A 16,220-nucleotide genomic window follows, 5' to 3' on the forward strand; every position below is an offset into this window, starting at 1 on the left:
GATGGGGCCCCGGCGCCCGCGCCGCGCCCCGTTCTCACGCCTTGGTGTTGAACTCCTCGTGGTCGTTCTTGTGACCCGGGTCGCCGGCCAGCGAGGTCCGTCCCGTGTCCGCCGAGTGCGTCGCCGACAGGGCCGGCACCGAGACGGCGAGGAGCGCGGCGAGCAGGGCGGGGACGAGGACGGTCAGGCGGCGGGCGGCGGACTTCGGGTTGTGCTGCACGGGGTTTCCCTGTCTGTCGAAGAGGCCTGCGGCTGCGACCTGGCCTGCGAGCGGTTCCGCGCCGACTCTCGCACCGGCGCATCTATGTTTCATATACGGGCGGACGTCGATGTTTCATTTACGGGCGGATGTCGACGCCGCAGGGCGGGCGCCCGCTGGGGCAAGGGGGCCGTCGCGGGTGATCCGGGTCTCACTCGGGCGGTGCCACTTGGCTATGCAACGAGTTGCATAGAAGGATCGCGGTATGGCGCTCGAACACGCGATCCTCGTCTCCCTGCTGGAGAAGCCGGGCTCAGGCTATGAGCTGGCCCGGCGGTTCGAACGGTCCATCGGCTACTTCTGGACCGCGACCCACCAGCAGATCTACCGCGTGCTCAAGCGCATGGAGAGCGACGGCCTGCTCGCCGTCCGCGAGGTCGCCCAGGAGGGCAGGCCGGACAAGAAGGAGTACTCCGTCGCGGCCCCCGGCCGCGCCGCGCTCTCCCGGTGGCTGCACGAGCCGATCGAGCCCGAGAGCCTGCGGCACGACCTCGCCGTGAAGATCCGCGGCGCGGCCTTCGACGACCCGGCCGCGGTGATCCAGGAGGTCGAGCGCCACCGCCAGGTGCACAGCGACCGGCTCGCCCACTACCTCGCGGGGGAGCTGCGCGACTTCACCGGCCCCGCCGCCCCCGTACCGCTCGACACCGGGCAGGAGCTCCAGCACGTCGTGCTGCGGGGCGGTATCGCGTACGAGCGGATGACGATCGCCTGGCTCGACGACGTCCTCGCCACCGTCCGCGGGCTCTCCGCCGGCGCCCCCGCCACCGATGACCACTGAACCCCCGACCGCGAACCCTCCCGAAAGGCGGACCTCCATGGCCGACGCCCTGCTGTTCAACCCGCGCACCTACGACCCGGCGCACTTCGACCCCGAGACCCGCCGGCTGCTGCGCGCCACCGTCGACTGGTTCGAGGCACGCGGCAAGCGGCAGCTGATCGAGGACTACCGGTCCCGCGCCTGGCTCGCCGACTTCCTGGCGTTCTCCGCCAAGGAGGGCCTGTTCGCGACCTTCCTCACCCCGGCCTCCGAGGGCTCGAACGAGAACCAGCGCTGGGACATGGCCCGGATCGCGGCCCTCAACGAGATCTTCGGGTTCTACGGCCTCGACTACTGGTACGCCTGGCAGGTCACCATCCTGGGCCTCGGCCCGGTGTGGCAGAGCGACAACGCCGACGCGCGCGCCCGCGCCGCCGAACTCCTCTCCCGGGGCGAGGTGTTCGCCTTCGGCCTGTCCGAGAAGACGCACGGCGCCGACATCTACTCCACCGACATGCTCCTGGAGCCCGACGGCGACGGCGGCTTCCGCGCCACCGGCTCCAAGTACTACATCGGCAACGGCAACGCCGCGGGGCTCGTCTCCGTCTTCGGCCGGCGCACCGACGTCGAGGGCCCGGACGGCTACGTCTTCTTCGCCGCCGACAGCCGTCACCCGGCGTACCACCTGGTGAAGAACGTCGTCGACTCCTCCAAGTACGTCAGCGAGTTCCGGCTGGAGAACTATCCCGTCACCCCGGGGGACGTCCTGCACACCGGCCGGGCCGCGTTCGACGCCGCGCTCAACACCGTCAACGTCGGCAAGTTCAACCTGTGCACCGCCTCGATCGGCATCTGCGAGCACGCGATGTACGAGGCCGTCACCCACGCCCAGAACCGGATCCTCTACGGCCGCCCCGTCACCGCGTTCCCGCACGTGCGCCGCGAGCTGACGGACGCGTACGTCCGTCTCGTCGGGATGAAGCTGTTCAGCGACCGCGCCGTGGACTACTTCCGCACCGCCGGTCCCGACGACCGCCGCTACCTCCTCTTCAACCCGATGACGAAGATGAAGGTGACCACGGAGGGCGAGAAGGTCATCGACCTGATGTGGGACGTCATCGCCGCCAAGGGCTTCGAGAAGGACAACTACTTCGCCCAGGCGGCCATCGAGATCCGCGGACTGCCCAAGCTGGAGGGCACGGTCCACGTCAACCTCGCGCTGATCCTCAAGTTCATGCGCAACCACCTGCTGGAGCCGGTGGAGTACCCGGCCGTGCCGAGCCGCCTCGACGCGGCCGACGACGACTTCCTCTTCCGGCAGGGCCCGGCCCGGGGCCTGGGTTCCGTACGCTTCCACGACTGGCGTACCGCCTACGACGCCTACGCCGAGCTGCCGAACGTCGCCCGCTTCCGCGAGCAGGCCGACGCGCTGTGCGCGTTCGTCACCACGGCCGCCCCCGACGAGGAGCAGAGCCGCGACCTCGACCTGCTGCTCGCGGTGGGCCAGCTCTTCGCGCTGGTCGTGCACGGTCAGCTGATCCTGGAGCAGGCCCGTCTGACGGACCTGGACCAGGACGTGCTGGACGAGCTGTTCGCGGTTCTCGTCCGTGACTTCTCCGCGCACGCCGTGGAGCTGCACGGCAAGGACTCGGCGACCGAGGCGCAGCAGTCCTGGGCGCTCGGCGCGGTCCGCCGCCCGGTCGTCGACGAGGCCCGTTCGGCGCGCGTCTGGGACCGGGTGGAGGCGCTGTCGGGCGCGTACGAGATGGCGCGCTGACCTCGGAGCGCGCCCGGCGGGCGCACTGAACCAGCGGTCAGGTGTCCCGGCCCACCGGCGCAGCGCGCGCCGGTGGGCCGAGCGCGTTTCCTACCCGGCGAACGGGCCGTCGGTCGTGAAACGCCGCAACTGGCGGGCGAACGCCTCGGCCTCGCCCGGCGGCCAGGAGGACAGGCTCTCGGTGATGTGCGCGGCCAGCCGCCCGCGCAGCTCCGACACCGCGGCGCGGCCCCGCCCGGTGAGGACGAGCAACTGGGCCCGCCCGTCGTCGGGGTCCGGTTCGCGGCGTACGAGCCCGGCGGCCTCCAGACGGGACGCGCGGCGGGTGACGCCCGAGCGGTCGATCCCGACATCGGGAGCGAGGTCCGCGGCGCTGCGCGGCCCCGTCCGGGCCAGGGCGCTGAGTACCGGGTAGGTGACCTCGTCCAGCCCTTCGCCCATGCCCTCGGTGAGCCGGCGGTGCAGCTGCTCGCGGGTGGTGCGCCGCAGCAGAATCCCCAGCGCGTCCGCGATCTCGTGTCCCACGTCGTTGTTCACCCCCGAAGAATAGCGTGCGCGGCGCACGCGTACCTGTTAAGGTGCAGTCAGAAGCGTGCGCGGCGCACGCATAACCCGAGAGGACCACTCATGAACCGCATCGGCATCGCCACCGCTCTCGACGACCTGCTGTTCAACCGCGCCCTGACCGTGGAGGAGGCGGCCGACCGCTACTTCGCCCCGGACTACCGCCAGCGCACGGACGGCGAGTGGGCCGACCGCGCCGGGTTCGTCGAGCACATCGCCCATCTGCGCACCGTCGTCGCCGACGGGCGGGTCACCGTGCACGACGAGCTGTACGACGGCGCCCGGTACGCCGACCGGCACACCGTCGACATCACCAAGACGGACGGCTCCACGGTCGCCATGGAGGTGTACGTGTTCGCCGAGTTCGCGCCCGACGGCCGCTTCCGCCGCATCGAGGAGACCACCTTGATGCTCTCGGGCGGCGAGGGCGACCGCGACCTCGGCAGCGCCCGCTGAAACCCGCGCGTACCGGCCGCGTGGGCGGCCCGGCGGCGGACCGGTGATCTCGACGGCACCGGGGTGGCGGGTCATCATGGCGGAACCGTCGAAAGGATGACCCAATGCCGGACCTTCCCCAGGCCAACGGATACGCCGCCGAAACCGCCAACGTCCCTCCTCCCGGCCGCCGTTCGGAGACACTCACCGGAACTATCGAGGTCGAGTTCCCCGAGTTCCTGACACCGCCGCCCGAGCCGATGGGGTTACTCGCCTCCTGGCTGGACAGCAGCGTCGCGCACGGCGTCCGGGAGCCACGCGCACTGGCCCTGGCCACCGCCGACGCCTGCGGGCGCTCCTCCTCCCGCATCGTGGCGCTCGGCTCCGTGACGAAGGACGGCCTCGTCTTCCTGAGTCACAGCGCCAGCCAGAAGGGGCGCGAACTCGCGGAGAACCCCTGGGCGTCCGGCGTCCTGTACTGGCGTGAGACCAGCCAGCAGATCACCCTTGCCGGACCGGTGGAGAAGCTGCCCGACGCCGAGTCCGACCGCCTGTGGTCCGCGCGGCCCGTCTTCACCCACGCCATGTCCACCGCCTCCCGGCAGAGCCGGACGATGAACGGCCTCGACGAGGTGGACGAGTTGCGGGCCACCGCACGGCGGTTGGCGGATCCGCCGCGCCCGCTGCCGCGCCCCGCCACCTTCACCGCCTACCGGCTCGTCCCCGAGACCGTGGAGTTCTGGGCCGACGGCACCGACCGCCTCCACGAACGGCTGCGCTACGACCGTACCGACGGCGGCTGGGACATCAGCAGGCTCCAGCCCTGACCACTCCCGCGCGCGACCGACCGGGGGCCGCCGGCCGCGGCCCCCGGACCAGCGGGGTGCGTACGCGCCTCAGCCCGCCACGACGGCCTCGACGACCGAGGCGTGCGGCGAGGGTTCCAGGACCCGCGCGACCGCGAAACCCGCCGTGGTGAGCAGCGCCTCGTACTCGGCGCGGGTACGGCCCTTTCCGTTCAGGACCGTCATCATCAGCACGTCGATGGTCTTGCCGGGGTGCGGCTCGTTGCCCGCCGGGATCATCGCGTTGATGACCAGCAGCCGCGCGTGCGCGGGCATGGCCTCGCGGCAGTTCCGCAGGATGCGGACGCACGCCTCGTCCGGCCAACTGGCCAGCACGTGCTTGAGGAGGTAGACGTCGGCGCCGGACGGCACGGAGGTGAAGAAGTCCCCGGCCCGCGCGCTCCAGCGGCCGGCCAGCTCGGGGGTGTCGAGCACATGCCCGGCCACCACGCTCTCCAGGTCGACCAGGGTGCCGCTGACGCGCGGGTTGCGCCGCAGGACGGCGCGGAGCAGACCGCCCCGCCCCCCGCCGACGTCGACCACGGTGGTGGCACCGGAGAAGTCCAGGGCGTCGACGACGTCGTTGCTGAGCGTCTCGGAGAACGCCGCCATACTGGAGTTGAAGGCCCTGCCGAGGTCCGGGTCGGCGGCGACGTGGTCGTAGAAGGGGACGCCGTACACGTTCTCGAAGGCGGTGCCGCCGGTGCGTACCGCCTCGTGGAGCTGGGCCGCCGACTGCCAGAACACGGGCTCGCCGCGCACCAGGATGTAGTCGCGCAGCGAACGCTCGACGTCCGTGCGCAGCGGCTGCGCGAGCGGGGTGAGGTGGAAGCGGCCCTCGTCGTCCTCACGGAAAACACCCTTGGTGGCGAGGAAGCGCAGCAGCCGGTAGAGGTGGGGACCGTCGACCCCCGCCGCCTTCGCGAGTTCGTCGGCACTGCGCGGGCCGTCCGCCAGATGGTCGGCGATGCCGAACCGCGCGGCGGTGTGCAGGGCCGCCGAGTAGAGGTAGCCCAGGGAGAGTTCGAGTAACTCGCCGGTCACCTCCCCCGGGGCGGCCGACGTCTGCGGAGCTCCGGTGCCTGCGGGGCGAGCGTCTGCCATCGGTGGGTCCCCTCTCTCGGCCCCCGTCACCGGCAAGGGCGCGGAGGCACTCTGCGGACAAGCGCGTGAACGGCGCTCCAGCCTACGGCCGGTGCTTCGCGTCCAGCTTGAGACCACCGCGAGTCCTGGAAGTCGCCGTCGCGGCCCATAGCGCGAGCAAGGGTCCCGTGCCGACCGTCCACCGGCTACGGCAGCCGTGCACCCAGCCGCGTCCTGAGCCACTCCAGCGCCGTCGCGCCCTGGGCGGCCTGGAAGGCGCGCACGGTCGGCAGTCCGGGCGGTGCGGCGCGCAGCGACTGGCGTACGAAATAGCCGGTCAGGGCCGCGAGCGTGGCGGTCACACCCTCGGGCTCGGCGTCCCGGCCCAGCGGGTGGGCGGTGAACACCTCGTCCGGGTCGGGGCCGCCCTGGGCGCGGACGCACGGCAGCATCAGGAGCAGGTCGAACCAGGGGGCGGCCCGTACGGCGTGCGGCCAGTCGACGAAGACGACGCGGCCGTCGGCCGTGAGCAGCATGTTGTCGGCACGCAGATCACCGTGGGCGAGGGTGTCGCCCGAGGCGGCCTCGGCCCAGGGCGCCGCGAGATCGGCGAGCGCGGGCAGGTTCCGCCGCACCCAGGGGTCCAGCCGGTCCCGGTACCCCTCGCCCTCCTCGCCCTCCGCGTCGAGGAGTCGCTCCCACCCCCGGAAGGACTCCGCCTCGCTCTCCGCGACGGCCGGGACGTCCACCGGCGCGGGCGTCAGGGCGGTCGCGAGCGCGCCCACCGCGTCCAGGACACGCGCCAACTCGCCCGCCCGCCACGGCACGTGAGGCTGGCGGCCCTCGACGTCCTCGAAGGCGAGGGCCACCCAGGTCGCGTCGTCGTGGGTGGCCAGCAGCCGGGGTGCGGGGACGGCGAACGGCAGGGACGCGGAGATGCGTGCCTCGGCGCGGTGGAGCAGCGGACTGCTCGGATTGGCCTCGGCGCTCACGGCCTTCACGAAGGCGCGCCGCCCGTCCGCCAGCCGCACCCGCGCCGCCACGCCCGGCGAGAACCCGCCGCGCTGGGTCACCGCCTCGACGACGGGCGCGCCCAGGCCGGCCTCCATCCCGCACCGCACGTGCTCGGGAACCTGTTCCCAGGCGGTGCGGACTCCGGTGGCGGGCGGGGTGTCGAGGCTCATGCGGACATGATCGGCCAAGCGCCGGAAGGGGTGCGAGCGGTTTTCGCACGGGCGCGCCCGCCCGCACCCGCCCGCGTCTGTCTTCGTGGACGGCCGCGTGCCGCGGGACCTCAGCCGCTCGTGAGGACGACGAGCTGCCGGGTCGCGCGGGTCATCGCGACGTACCGGTCGACGGCTCCCTCGATGCCGTCGCCGAACGTCTCGGGGTCGACGAGGACGACCAGGTCGAACTCCAGCCCCTTCGACAGGGCCGGAGTGAGCGACCGTACCCGCGGTTTATCGCGGAACCGGGGAGCACCGATGACGCAGGCCACCCCCTCGTCGTACGCCGCGAGCCAGCCGTCGAGGACCGCGTCCAGCTCCGTGACCGCCCCGTGGCGGACGGGGACACCGCTGCCGCGGATCGACGTCGGCACGTTGGCGTCGGGGAGCGCGGCCCGGATGACGGGCTCGGCGTGGGCCATGACCTCCGCGGGCGTACGGTAGTTGACGCCGAGGGAGGCCACCTCGATCCGGTCGAGCCCGATCCGCTCCAGCCGCTCCCGCCAGGACTCGGTGAACCCGTGCCGGGCCTGGGCGCGGTCGCCCACGATGGTGAAGCTGCGGGACGGGCAGCGCCGCACGAGCATCTGCCACTCGGCGTCCGAGAGCTCCTGGGCCTCGTCCACGATGATGTGCGCGAACGGCCCGGCGAGCGGATCGCGTTCGGCGGCGGGCAGCGCGCTCTCGTCGAGGAGGGTGTCCTGGATGTCGCGCCCGCGGAGCATCCCCAGCGCGCCCTCGCTCTCGTCGATCTCGACGTTCTCCAGCATGCTCGCCATGGCGTCGGCCCTGCGCGCGCGTTCGGTGGCGGTGGCGGCCTCGCGCCGGCTCCTGCGCGCGGACGCCTGCGCGTCACCGAGCCGCTGCCGCGCGGCGTCCAGCAGCGGCAGGTCGGACACCGTCCAGGCGTGCGCCTCCTCGCGCTGGAGCCGGCGTACGTCGTCGGCGCTCAGCCACGGGGCGCACCTGCGCAGGTACGCGGGCACCGACCACAGGTCCCCGACGAGGTCGGTGGCCTCCAGCATCGGCCACGCGCGGTTCAGGGCGCCGTTCAGCTCACGGTTGTGGAGCAGCGCCCTCCGCAGCAGCCGGGGCGCGGCCTCGTCGTCCGCCTCGCCGTCGTCCTCGTACTCGTCCGCGTGCTTGTCCATCAGGATCGTCAGCAGCTCCTCGCGGATCTGGTCGCGTGCCTCGTTGTGCGGGGTACCGGGCTCCACGGCCGCGAACGCCGTGGCCCAGTCGTCCGCGCTCAGCCGGACGTCGGACCAGGGGGTCGAGACGGTCATCCCCTCGGTGGGCGGCTCCTCGTACAGGGCGACGGCCGGCTCGATCGCCCCCACCATCCGCGCCGACGACTTCAGCCGGGCCACCTCCGCGTCGGTCTCGGGGACCGCGGAGGCGCCCTCGGCGACCAGATCCCGCACGAGGCAGGTCCGCACCCCCTCCTCGCCGAGGCTGGGCAGGACATCGGCGACGTACTCCAGATAGGGGCGGTGCGGGCCGACGAACAGCACCCCGCCCCGGCGGTGACCGAGCCGGGGGTCGGAGTAGAGCAGATGGGCCGCGCGGTGCAGGGCGACCACGGTCTTGCCCGTACCCGGACCGCCGTCGACGACCAGGGCACCGCGCGAGCCCGCGCGGATGATGGCGTCCTGGTCGGACTGGATGGTGGAGAGCACGTCCCGCATCCGGGCCGAGCGGTTGCCGCCCAGGCTGGCGATGAACGCCGACTGGTCGTCGAGGGCGGCGCGCCCCTGAAGCCCCTCGGAGGTGAACACCTCGTCCCAGTAGTCGCTGATCCGGCCCTCCGTCCACCGGTACCTGCGGCGGCTGGCCAGTCCCATCGGGGAGGCGTGGGTCGCCGCGAAGAACGGCTCGGCGGCCGGGGAGCGCCAGTCGACGAGCAGCCGGCGGCCGGTGCTGTCGGTGAGCCCGAGGCGGCCGACGTACACGGGCTCGGCGTCGTCCTCGCGCAGGAAGTGGCCGAGGCAGAGGTCCAGGCCGAAGCGGCGCAGGGTACGCAGACGGGCGGTCAGCCGGTGGATCTCCGTGTCCCGGTCCATGGCCTCCCGGCCCTTGCCGCCGGGCGCCCTGCGGGCCTCCTCCAAACGGTCGGACAGCTCCGCGATCGACTGGCCCAGGCTCTCCGCGATCGCCGCGAAGTGCCGTTCGTCGCCGCCGACGAGCGCCGGGTCGGCCTTGCGGGACAGCCGCTCGGGAAGGTCGAACGCGCTGGTGGTCAGGTGGCTCATGTCAGCGGCTCCGATCCGGGGACGCGACGGCGGGGAACGACGGCGCGCACACCCGCGCACCTGTACGGGGCGCCCAGGGCGGCCGCACGGGTCCCACCGTCGGCCCCACGTCACCGCTCGCCCCTTGAGCCGACGGCCACGGCCGGTCCACCGACAACAACGCACACACGTCGTACATCCCCCTTTTGCCTGACGTTCTGAGCTCGGTGCGCGATTGTGCCCCACCTCGGGGGCCTTGCGGCAAGGCCCCCACTGCGCTATAAGTTGAGAGTGGCAAGGAGTGGGAACACCTCCTTGCCTTTCGTGTTTCCGGGGCCTTTCGTGTCTCCGGGCGCCGAGATGCGCCCCACCCCGCTTCGGCGGAGTCTGGACACCATGCGGCGCAAGGGCGAACGGGGCGGCGCGGGCCAGGACCCGGAGGCGGTTCTCGACCTGCTCTACGGCACACCGCCCGCCGACTTCGTGGCCCGGCGCGAGGAGCTGGCCGCCGCGGCGAAGGCGGCGGGCCGTGCCGAGGACGTCCGCCGCATCCGCGCCGCCCGCCGCCCCACCCTCGCGGCCTGGGCCGCCAACCTGCTGCTGCGCTCCCGGCCCGAGGAGAGCGAGCGGTTCCTGGAGCTGGGCCGGGCGCTGCGCGAGGCCTACCAGACCCTGGACGCCGACGGGATCAAAGCGCTCAACGAGCAGCGCCGCACCGTGGTGTCCGCGCTGACCGGTCAAGCCGCGGCGCTGGCACAGGAGGCGGGCCACCGGCTGTCGGACGCGGCCCGGCAGGACGTCGACACCACCCTGCGCGCGGTCCTCGCCGACCAGGACGCGGCGGACCAGTGGGCCACGGGCCGACTGGAGTCGGCGCTCACGCCGCCGTCGGCGTTCCCGCGGACGACGGGGGCGTCGCCCAAGCCGGCCGGACGCCGGGCCGCGCCGCCCCCACCGAAGACCCCGCCCAAGGACGAACTCGCCGACCGGCGCCGCAAGCGCGAACAGGAAACCGAGCGGCGCGCCCAGGCCGAACGCGCCCAGGCGGAACTGGCCCGGGCCAGGAAGGCGGCGGAGGAGGCCCAGCGGCGGCTGCGCGACCGGCGCGCCGCCCACGCGGAGACGGACGAGCAGCGGCGGCGGGCACGCGAGCACTACGACGAGGCCCACCGGCAGGTGTCGGACCTGGAGCGAGAGCTCGAGCGGGCCCGGGACGAGCTGCGGAAGGCCGAACGCGAACACCGGACGGCCGAGGAGCGCCACCGGACGGCCGCCGATGCCCTGACGGAGGCCGAACGGGAGGCCCGCGAAGCCGCCCGCACGGTGGAGGAGCCGCGCTGAGCACGAGGACGGGCCCCAACCGGCGGTGTCCCTACGGGCGTTGGGCCCCACGCGAAGATCATCGGATCCGGCGATCGTGGCAGACGGACGGGGTGCCGCCGAGCCTGTCGGCTGCCCCCGGCCTTCTCCCGTGCCGCGCGAGGCCGTTACGGTGGACGCGTGCGCGCGAGCGGTGAGTCCTGGGATCCGGACGGGCCGGGGGTTCTGCGACTGCCTTCCGGACGGCTGGTGCGCGGCCGTGGACTGCGCCGCCCGCTCCCGGACGGCCCCACGCCCACGTACGCCGTGTATCTGCTGGGCGGGCGGCCCCCGGAGGTCCCCTGGCGGACCGAGTGGCTGCGCTGGCCGGACTTCCGCCTTCCCGGCGACCGCGCGCGGGCGGTCGTGGTGCTGCGCGAGGCCTGGGAGCGCGCGGCACGCGAACGCGTCGAGGTGGCCTGCGGCGGCGGCCGCGGGCGTACCGGCACGGCGCTGGCCTGCCTGGCCGTCCTCGACGGGGTGCCCGCCGAGGACGCGGTGGCCTACGTACGGCGCTCCTATGACCGCCGGGCCGTCGAAACACCCTGGCAGAGCCGGTACGTACGCCGCTTCGGCCGCTGACCGGCAGTCGGCGGCGTCCGCTCAGAGCGGGGCCAGGAGCATCAGGACTTCGTCGCGGTCGTCCCCCGGAGCGAGGCGGAGGGCGTCAGGCCAGCGGCCTATCTCCTTCCAGCCGAGCCGGCCGTAGAAGTCCTCGAGCCCGACACCGCCGCGCGCGGCCAGATGGAGGGCTTCCAGCCCCATCTCCTCGCGGGCCATCTCCCGCAGGCGGTTCATGAGGGCCACGCCGATGCCCCGGCCCCGCACGGTCGTGCGTGTCTGCACGTGGTGGACCGTCCCCCAGTGGGCGGTGAGCGGGTGGAGGGCGCGGCGGACGTTCAGCCATCCGACGAGGTGCCCGTCGACCGACGCGACCAGGAAGCGGCTCGTCCGCGGGTCGAGATCCGCCACGAGCGCGTCGACGGCGGGGCCGGCCTGGTCCGCGCCGATCGGGGGGAAGGGGAACCCCGCCGCGCCACCGGCGTTGGTGACCTCGATCCAGCAGTCGATCAGGGCATGCCGCAGCTCGGGGGTGACGGCGTCGGGCGTCGTGACCTGTTGGAGGTCGAGGGTTCCGCTGTTCATACGCGGATTCTGGCACCCACCACTGACAGTGCCCGCCCGCCGGAGGCCTACGCGGGATGCCCCGCGGTGATGTCGAGCGTCTGGTGCAGGGACAGCGGCGTGCCCCCGTTCACCTGGACGCTCAGGGGTGCCAGCAGGAATCCGATGTGGTCGCCCCCGTCGAACCGTTCCAGGATCTCCCCGGTGAACCAGGCCGCGGCCTCCGCCAACAGGGGCGTACCGTACGGGCCTTCGGTCCAGGCGAGACCGTCGAACTTGTTCACCTCTGCCCCGCACCGGGCGCCGAACCGCACGGCCAGATCGTGGTCCTGCGGCAGGAGGTGCACGGCCAGGACCGTCGCCTCCCGGGCCACCAGGTAGGTGTGGTTGGCGGTGGAGAGCCATACGACGAACCGCGCGGGCTCCAGGGAGCACTGGCTGGCGAAGCCCACCAGGCATCCGGCCCGCCGCCCGCCCGCCGACGCGGTCACCACGTAGACGGGAGAGTCAACCAACGTGGTGAAGTCGTCGAAACTCACCTGAAGCCTCCTCGATTCCGGGTCGTCGAACGAGGATACGCACGGGACTGCCGGCATATCGCGCTCCCGACCTGCGTCGCGGCGGCGCGCCCTGCCCCGGGCAGCCCGTCCCGGCACGCACAATGGCCATTCACCGAACGTGGAGGTTGGCATGCCGGGATTCCTCGACCGGGCCAAGGAACAGGCCCAGTCCGCCCTCACCCAGGGAAAGCAGAAGGTGGACGAGGTCCAACAGCAACGAGCCGGGAACGAGCTGCTGAAGAAGCTCGGGGCGGCGTACTACGCGGAGAAGCGGGGTTCGGGCACACCGGAGGCGACCCAGCAGGCACTGAGCGCGCTGGAAGCCCACATCGCGACGCACGGGGACGGGTTCCTGCGCGCGTAGCCGGACGATGCCGCACCGGGGACGCCGCCGCCTCGCGGCGGACGTCCCCGGCGGGGCCGCCCAGTGCCCGGTCGGCCCCGCGACAGCGGTGGCCGAGGCCCGGCTTGGAAGGCCGAGGCGGTGATGCGCTGCCCCGCCGGGCGCTGATCGCCTAGTCCTCGGCGCGCAAGGCCTGTCGTGCCGCCGCCTGGAAGGCGCTTCCCGGTGCGCGCTTCGCCTCGACCGCCCGCATATAGCGGGCGTCGAACAGGTCGAGGCGCCCCACGCCCGCTTCGCACGCCGCCTCGTGCCAGGCCGTTCCCGCCATGTCCAGGTCGTACATCGCCTGCCGCAGGGCATCGGCCGCGGCGGCGACGAACGCGGGGCCGATCACCGTCACCCCGGCCACGGCCGAGCTGAACGGCGCCCAGGCCGCATGCGCGTCGGCCGCGGGATCTCGCCACTGCTCCCGCGTGCTGCCTTCCACGCGCAGCCTCGCCGCCAGCCTCCACCAGGCCGCGGAGACGTGTTTCGTACTGGTGATACACGTGGTGTAGGCATGGCGACGGGCCTCTTCCAGCCGGTGCTCCCGGTCGAACCGCCGTTGCCGCCCCTGCTGGCGCCCCTGGCTCATCGCGGTGACCAGGCTCCCGCCGAGCCCGCCCAGCGTGCCGACCGCGGCGCCGACGACCGCTGCCACTCCTGCGTCCATGGCATGGCATTACACCGCAAGAGGCAGGGCGAGGACGTGGCCTTCCGCCAACTGGTCGCCCATGAGGGGTACTTGAGGCCGGGGTGTGGAGTGAGTCGTCGAACCGGCCGCCCGGAACGGCAGGGCGGAAAACGCGTGGACCCCGGGCGCACCGGCGCGGGAGACTCGTGTGCTCACCTTCCGGTCCGGGAGACAGGGGTGGGATGGGATCATCCGCATCGCGCGAGGGCTTACCGAGCAAGGGCTCGGTCCTCCTCGCCCTTCACTACTACGGACGTGAACTGGCCCGGCTGCGGCGGCTGAGCGTGCCCGCGATGCTGCTGCCGGCCCTCGGGAACATCGGAATCCAGTACGTGGCGCCGCTCGTCGTCGCCAAACTCGTCGCCCGCATAGCCGGGGAGGGCGACACGGCCGGCATCGGACCGATGCTGCCGTACGTCCTCGGCTTCGCCGGGGTGCTGCTGCTCGCGGAGGTGCTGTGGCGCGTCGGGCTGCACTGCCTCAACCGGCTCGACGCCCGCGGCGTGGAGCACCTGTACGTGATCGCCATGGACGAGCTGTTCGCCAAGGACGCCGCCTTCTTCCACGACAACTTCGCCGGGTCGCTCACCAAGCGCGTCCTGAGCTTCGCCAGCCGTTTCGAGGACTGCGTCGACACACTGACGTTCAACGTGGTCGGCAGCTTCGTGCCGCTGGCCTTCGCCTCGGTGGTGCTCTGGCGGTACGACCCGCTGCTCGTCATCGGGCTCCTGGCACTCATCGGGCTCACGGCGCTGTGCGCGGCGCCCCTGATCCGGCGCCGCCAGGCGCTGGTCGCCGAGCGCGAGCAGGCGATCGCCCGGGTGTCGGGTCATGTCGCCGACAGCCTGATGAACATGGACACCGTCAGGTCGTCCGCCGCCGAGGAGCGCGAGGCGGCCGAACACCGCTCCCGGGTCGCGGAGTCGCGCCGGCTCACCCTGCGGTCCTGGGACTACGGCAACCTGCGCATCGACACGCTGGTCGCCCCCCTGTCCGTACTGACCAATGTGCTGGGCCTGGTGCTCGCCGTCGGCCTCGGGGGCGGGGAGCACGGGGTCGAGGCGGTCATCGTCGCCTTCACCTACTACGCCAACGCCACCCGGATCATGTTCGAGTTCAACCAGATCTACCGCCGTCTGGAAAGCTCGATGACGGAGGCCTCGCAGTTCACCGAACTGCTCCTGGAACCCCCGACCGTCCTGGACCCGGCCTCGCCCCAGCCGCCGCCCGCCCGGGCGGGGGAGGTGCGCTTCGAAGGGGTGACGTTCGCCCACGCGGGCACGAAGCCGCTCTTCGAGGGCCTGGACCTGGCGGTCCCCACCGGGACGAAGATCGGGCTCGTCGGCCGTTCCGGCGGTGGCAAGACCACGCTGACCCGCCTCCTGCTGCGGATGACCGACGTCGACGCCGGGCGGATCCTGGTCGGCGGCCGGGACATCAGTACGCTGCGCCAGCGGGACCTGCGTGGCCTGATGGCGTACGTCCCGCAGGACCCGGCGATGTTCCACCGCACCCTGCGGGAGAACATCGCCTTCGCCAGGCCGGCCGCCACCGACGAGGAGATCCGCCGGGCGGCCGAGGCGGCCCACGTCACCGAGTTCGCCGACGCGCTTCCCGACGGCTTCGACACGATGGTGGGTGAGCGCGGGGTGAAGCTGTCCGGCGGCCAGCGCCAGCGTGTCGCCCTGGCCCGGGCGATCCTGCGCGACGCGCCGATCCTGCTGCTCGACGAGGCGACCAGCGCGCTGGACTCCGAGAGCGAGGTCCTCGTCCAGGACGCGCTGTGGCGGCTGATGGACGGGCGGACGGCGCTGGTGGTGGCGCACCGGTTGAGCACGGTCGCCACCATGGACCGGCTGGTCGTCCTCGACCGCGGCCGGATCGTCGAGCAGGGCACGCACCACCAACTGCTCGCCGCCGGCGGTGCCTACGCGAAGCTCTGGCAGCACCAGTCGGGCGGCTTCCTGGACGGCTCGCCCGCGCGGGCGGACCGGCGCTGAGGCGGGGGCGTGCCGGGTCCGTGCCCGGCACGCCCCCGCCCGTGCAGGCGGGCCCTCACACCTCCAGCATCTCCTCCACCCGGCGCAGTTGGTGCCGGGCCATCGCCAGGTTGGCGCGGCTCTTGTCGAGGGCCAGGTAGAGGAAGAGGCCGGCATGGCCGCGGCCCGTCAGCAGCCGGATGAGGTGGTACTGGCCGCCCAGGGTGATGAGGATGTCCTCGATCGCGTCCTTCAGGCCCAGCAGTTCCATGGTCCGCACCTTCGCGCGGACCACGTCGGTGTTTCCGGCGGCGGCCACCGACAGGTCCAGGTCCTTGCCGCCGCCCAGGGTGCCGAGGGCCATGCCGCTGCTGTAGTCGACGAGTGCCACGCCGATCGTGCCCTCGATGGAGGTCATCGCTTCCTTGAGCGCGGTTTCGGTGTTGCCCATGGGGTTCGCACTTCCCTTCCGGTGGGTGTTCGCTGTCGTGTTCCGGGGCCGGGTGGCCCGGGAGCCGGTGCTGGTCATGAGGTCTCCAGCCGTTCGAGTGCGCCGTCGACCAGTTCGCCGATGCGGGCTCCGGCCCGGCGGGCTTCCAGGTGCAGACGGCCGACGTTGGTGCGCGGCTGCGCGAGCAGGGTCAGGACGGCGGCGGAACCCGCCGCGTAGGTGGCCGCGTAGCCGTCCTCGCCCTGGAGGAGGAGCTCGCGGAAGGCCCCGCGGCCGGTGGTGTGGGTGAGCCGCTGGGCGACGCCGAGGGCGGCGGCGGTCAGCGCGGCGACCGACTCGGCGTCCTCCACGGCGTCCTGGGCGAGGACGAGGCCGTCGACGCTGGCGGTCAGGGCGCCGGTGACCTGCGGCAGGCGCGCCCGCAGTCGGCGCAGTTCGGCGAGGATCTCCGCCTCTGCCGTCATCAGCTGTCTCCTTTCGGCGCGTTGGC

At 72.9% G+C, this 16,220-nt stretch carries 18 protein-coding genes; 8 read left to right on the forward strand and 10 right to left on the reverse strand.

From position 1 onward, the window contains the following. Window positions 1-34: 34 nt before the first annotated feature. On the reverse strand, window positions 35-220 hold the full coding sequence (locus ABZ404_RS23010; RefSeq protein WP_358837279.1) for a hypothetical protein: 186 nt from the start codon (window positions 218-220) through the stop codon (window positions 35-37). Window positions 221-464: 244 nt separating this feature from the next. Between ABZ404_RS23010 and ABZ404_RS23015 the strand changes: the two genes are divergently transcribed. After that, on the forward strand, window positions 465-1,040 hold the full coding sequence (locus tag ABZ404_RS23015) for a PadR family transcriptional regulator (RefSeq protein ID WP_358837280.1): 576 nt from the start codon (window positions 465-467) through the stop codon (window positions 1,038-1,040). Between the two features lie 37 nt (window positions 1,041-1,077). Further along, window positions 1,078-2,796 carry an acyl-CoA dehydrogenase family protein gene (locus ABZ404_RS23020; protein ID WP_358837281.1) on the forward strand — a complete coding sequence of 573 codons (1,719 nt, stop codon included), beginning with the start codon at window positions 1,078-1,080 and terminating at the stop codon, window positions 2,794-2,796. Window positions 2,797-2,886: 90 nt separating this feature from the next. On the opposite strand, the gene ABZ404_RS23025 is transcribed toward ABZ404_RS23020, so the two are convergent. Then, window positions 2,887-3,333 (reverse strand): MarR family winged helix-turn-helix transcriptional regulator, encoded by a 447-nt coding sequence (locus ABZ404_RS23025; protein ID WP_358836948.1) that lies wholly within the window; start codon window positions 3,331-3,333, stop codon window positions 2,887-2,889. A 90-nt stretch (window positions 3,334-3,423) separates the two neighbouring features. Here ABZ404_RS23025 and ABZ404_RS23030 point away from each other — a divergent pair, with 90 nt between their 5' ends. Next, window positions 3,424-3,816, forward strand: coding sequence for a nuclear transport factor 2 family protein (locus ABZ404_RS23030; RefSeq protein WP_358836947.1), 393 nt, complete (start codon window positions 3,424-3,426; stop codon window positions 3,814-3,816). A 104-nt stretch (window positions 3,817-3,920) separates the two neighbouring features. After that, window positions 3,921-4,622: a phenazine biosynthesis FMN-dependent oxidase PhzG gene (gene phzG, locus ABZ404_RS23035; protein WP_358836946.1), complete on the forward strand. Its 702-nt coding sequence runs from the start codon at window positions 3,921-3,923 to the stop codon at window positions 4,620-4,622. 69 nt (window positions 4,623-4,691) lie between these two features. On the opposite strand, the gene ABZ404_RS23040 is transcribed toward phzG, so the two are convergent. From ABZ404_RS23040 to helR, 3 genes are all read right to left on the reverse strand, one after another. Further along, entirely contained in the window at window positions 4,692-5,744 is a 1,053-nt protein-coding gene (locus ABZ404_RS23040) for a methyltransferase (RefSeq protein WP_358836945.1), read from the reverse strand. A 185-nt stretch (window positions 5,745-5,929) separates the two neighbouring features. Next, complete coding sequence (locus ABZ404_RS23045; protein ID WP_358836944.1) at window positions 5,930-6,907, reverse strand: aminoglycoside phosphotransferase family protein; 978 nt, start codon at window positions 6,905-6,907, stop codon at window positions 5,930-5,932. Window positions 6,908-7,017: 110 nt separating this feature from the next. Then, complete coding sequence (gene helR / locus ABZ404_RS23050; RefSeq protein ID WP_358836943.1) at window positions 7,018-9,201, reverse strand: RNA polymerase recycling motor ATPase HelR; 2,184 nt, start codon at window positions 9,199-9,201, stop codon at window positions 7,018-7,020. A 375-nt stretch (window positions 9,202-9,576) separates the two neighbouring features. Here helR and ABZ404_RS23055 point away from each other — a divergent pair, with 375 nt between their 5' ends. Beyond that, window positions 9,577-10,521: a hypothetical protein gene (locus tag ABZ404_RS23055; protein WP_358990786.1), complete on the forward strand. Its 945-nt coding sequence runs from the start codon at window positions 9,577-9,579 to the stop codon at window positions 10,519-10,521. Window positions 10,522-10,680: 159 nt separating this feature from the next. Beyond that, on the forward strand, window positions 10,681-11,121 hold the full coding sequence (locus ABZ404_RS23060; RefSeq protein ID WP_358990789.1) for a protein-tyrosine phosphatase family protein: 441 nt from the start codon (window positions 10,681-10,683) through the stop codon (window positions 11,119-11,121). 21 nt (window positions 11,122-11,142) lie between these two features. Here ABZ404_RS23060 and ABZ404_RS23065 read toward each other — a convergent pair whose 3' ends face one another. Together ABZ404_RS23065 and ABZ404_RS23070 are read right to left on the reverse strand one after the other, a co-directional pair. Then, complete coding sequence (locus ABZ404_RS23065) at window positions 11,143-11,685, reverse strand: GNAT family N-acetyltransferase (RefSeq protein ID WP_358836468.1); 543 nt, start codon at window positions 11,683-11,685, stop codon at window positions 11,143-11,145. A 47-nt stretch (window positions 11,686-11,732) separates the two neighbouring features. Continuing rightward, window positions 11,733-12,203, reverse strand: a complete 471-nt coding sequence (locus ABZ404_RS23070; RefSeq protein ID WP_358836467.1) for a flavin reductase family protein — start codon at window positions 12,201-12,203, stop codon at window positions 11,733-11,735. Between the two features lie 151 nt (window positions 12,204-12,354). On the opposite strand from ABZ404_RS23070, the gene ABZ404_RS23075 reads away from it, so the two are divergent. Then, complete coding sequence (locus ABZ404_RS23075; protein ID WP_358836466.1) at window positions 12,355-12,588, forward strand: hypothetical protein; 234 nt, start codon at window positions 12,355-12,357, stop codon at window positions 12,586-12,588. A gap of 151 nt (window positions 12,589-12,739) precedes the next feature. Here the strand turns inward: ABZ404_RS23075 and ABZ404_RS23080 are convergent, their stop codons facing one another. Beyond that, window positions 12,740-13,279: a hypothetical protein gene (locus tag ABZ404_RS23080; protein ID WP_358836465.1), complete on the reverse strand. Its 540-nt coding sequence runs from the start codon at window positions 13,277-13,279 to the stop codon at window positions 12,740-12,742. Window positions 13,280-13,482: 203 nt separating this feature from the next. Between ABZ404_RS23080 and ABZ404_RS23085 the strand changes: the two genes are divergently transcribed. Continuing rightward, window positions 13,483-15,300, forward strand: coding sequence for an ABC transporter ATP-binding protein (locus tag ABZ404_RS23085; protein ID WP_358836464.1), 1,818 nt, complete (start codon window positions 13,483-13,485; stop codon window positions 15,298-15,300). A 55-nt stretch (window positions 15,301-15,355) separates the two neighbouring features. Here ABZ404_RS23085 and ABZ404_RS23090 read toward each other — a convergent pair whose 3' ends face one another. Both ABZ404_RS23090 and ABZ404_RS23095 read right to left on the reverse strand, forming a co-directional pair. Then, window positions 15,356-15,730 carry a hypothetical protein gene (locus ABZ404_RS23090; RefSeq protein ID WP_358836463.1) on the reverse strand — a complete coding sequence of 125 codons (375 nt, stop codon included), beginning with the start codon at window positions 15,728-15,730 and terminating at the stop codon, window positions 15,356-15,358. 74 nt (window positions 15,731-15,804) lie between these two features. Further along, window positions 15,805-16,194 carry a roadblock/LC7 domain-containing protein gene (locus ABZ404_RS23095; protein WP_358836462.1) on the reverse strand — a complete coding sequence of 130 codons (390 nt, stop codon included), beginning with the start codon at window positions 16,192-16,194 and terminating at the stop codon, window positions 15,805-15,807. Between the last annotated feature and the right edge of the window lie 26 nt (window positions 16,195-16,220).

Source organism: Streptomyces sp. NPDC005878, from assembly GCF_040629815.1.
Classification (GTDB): domain Bacteria; phylum Actinomycetota; class Actinomycetes; order Streptomycetales; family Streptomycetaceae; genus Streptomyces.

Bases quoted from the DNA above. Each gene is read 5' to 3' on its own strand.
- ABZ404_RS23045 (WP_358836944.1), bottom strand. From the start codon at position 6,907: ATGAGCCTCGACACCCCGCCCGCCACCGGAGTCCGCACCGCCTGGGAA.
- ABZ404_RS23020 (WP_358837281.1), top strand. From the start codon at position 1,078: ATGGCCGACGCCCTGCTGTTCAACCCGCGCACCTACGACCCGGCGCAC.
- helR (WP_358836943.1), bottom strand. From the start codon at position 9,201: ATGAGCCACCTGACCACCAGCGCGTTCGACCTTCCCGAGCGGCTGTCC.
- phzG (WP_358836946.1), top strand. From the start codon at position 3,921: ATGCCGGACCTTCCCCAGGCCAACGGATACGCCGCCGAAACCGCCAAC.
- ABZ404_RS23065 (WP_358836468.1), bottom strand. From the start codon at position 11,685: ATGAACAGCGGAACCCTCGACCTCCAACAGGTCACGACGCCCGACGCC.
- ABZ404_RS23095 (WP_358836462.1), bottom strand. From the start codon at position 16,194: ATGACGGCAGAGGCGGAGATCCTCGCCGAACTGCGCCGACTGCGGGCG.
- ABZ404_RS23030 (WP_358836947.1), top strand. From the start codon at position 3,424: ATGAACCGCATCGGCATCGCCACCGCTCTCGACGACCTGCTGTTCAAC.
- ABZ404_RS23080 (WP_358836465.1), bottom strand. From the start codon at position 13,279: ATGGACGCAGGAGTGGCAGCGGTCGTCGGCGCCGCGGTCGGCACGCTG.
- ABZ404_RS23085 (WP_358836464.1), top strand. From the start codon at position 13,483: ATGGGATCATCCGCATCGCGCGAGGGCTTACCGAGCAAGGGCTCGGTC.
- ABZ404_RS23055 (WP_358990786.1), top strand. From the start codon at position 9,577: ATGCGGCGCAAGGGCGAACGGGGCGGCGCGGGCCAGGACCCGGAGGCG.
- ABZ404_RS23090 (WP_358836463.1), bottom strand. From the start codon at position 15,730: ATGGGCAACACCGAAACCGCGCTCAAGGAAGCGATGACCTCCATCGAG.
- ABZ404_RS23040 (WP_358836945.1), bottom strand. From the start codon at position 5,744: ATGGCAGACGCTCGCCCCGCAGGCACCGGAGCTCCGCAGACGTCGGCC.
- ABZ404_RS23015 (WP_358837280.1), top strand. From the start codon at position 465: ATGGCGCTCGAACACGCGATCCTCGTCTCCCTGCTGGAGAAGCCGGGC.
- ABZ404_RS23075 (WP_358836466.1), top strand. From the start codon at position 12,355: ATGCCGGGATTCCTCGACCGGGCCAAGGAACAGGCCCAGTCCGCCCTC.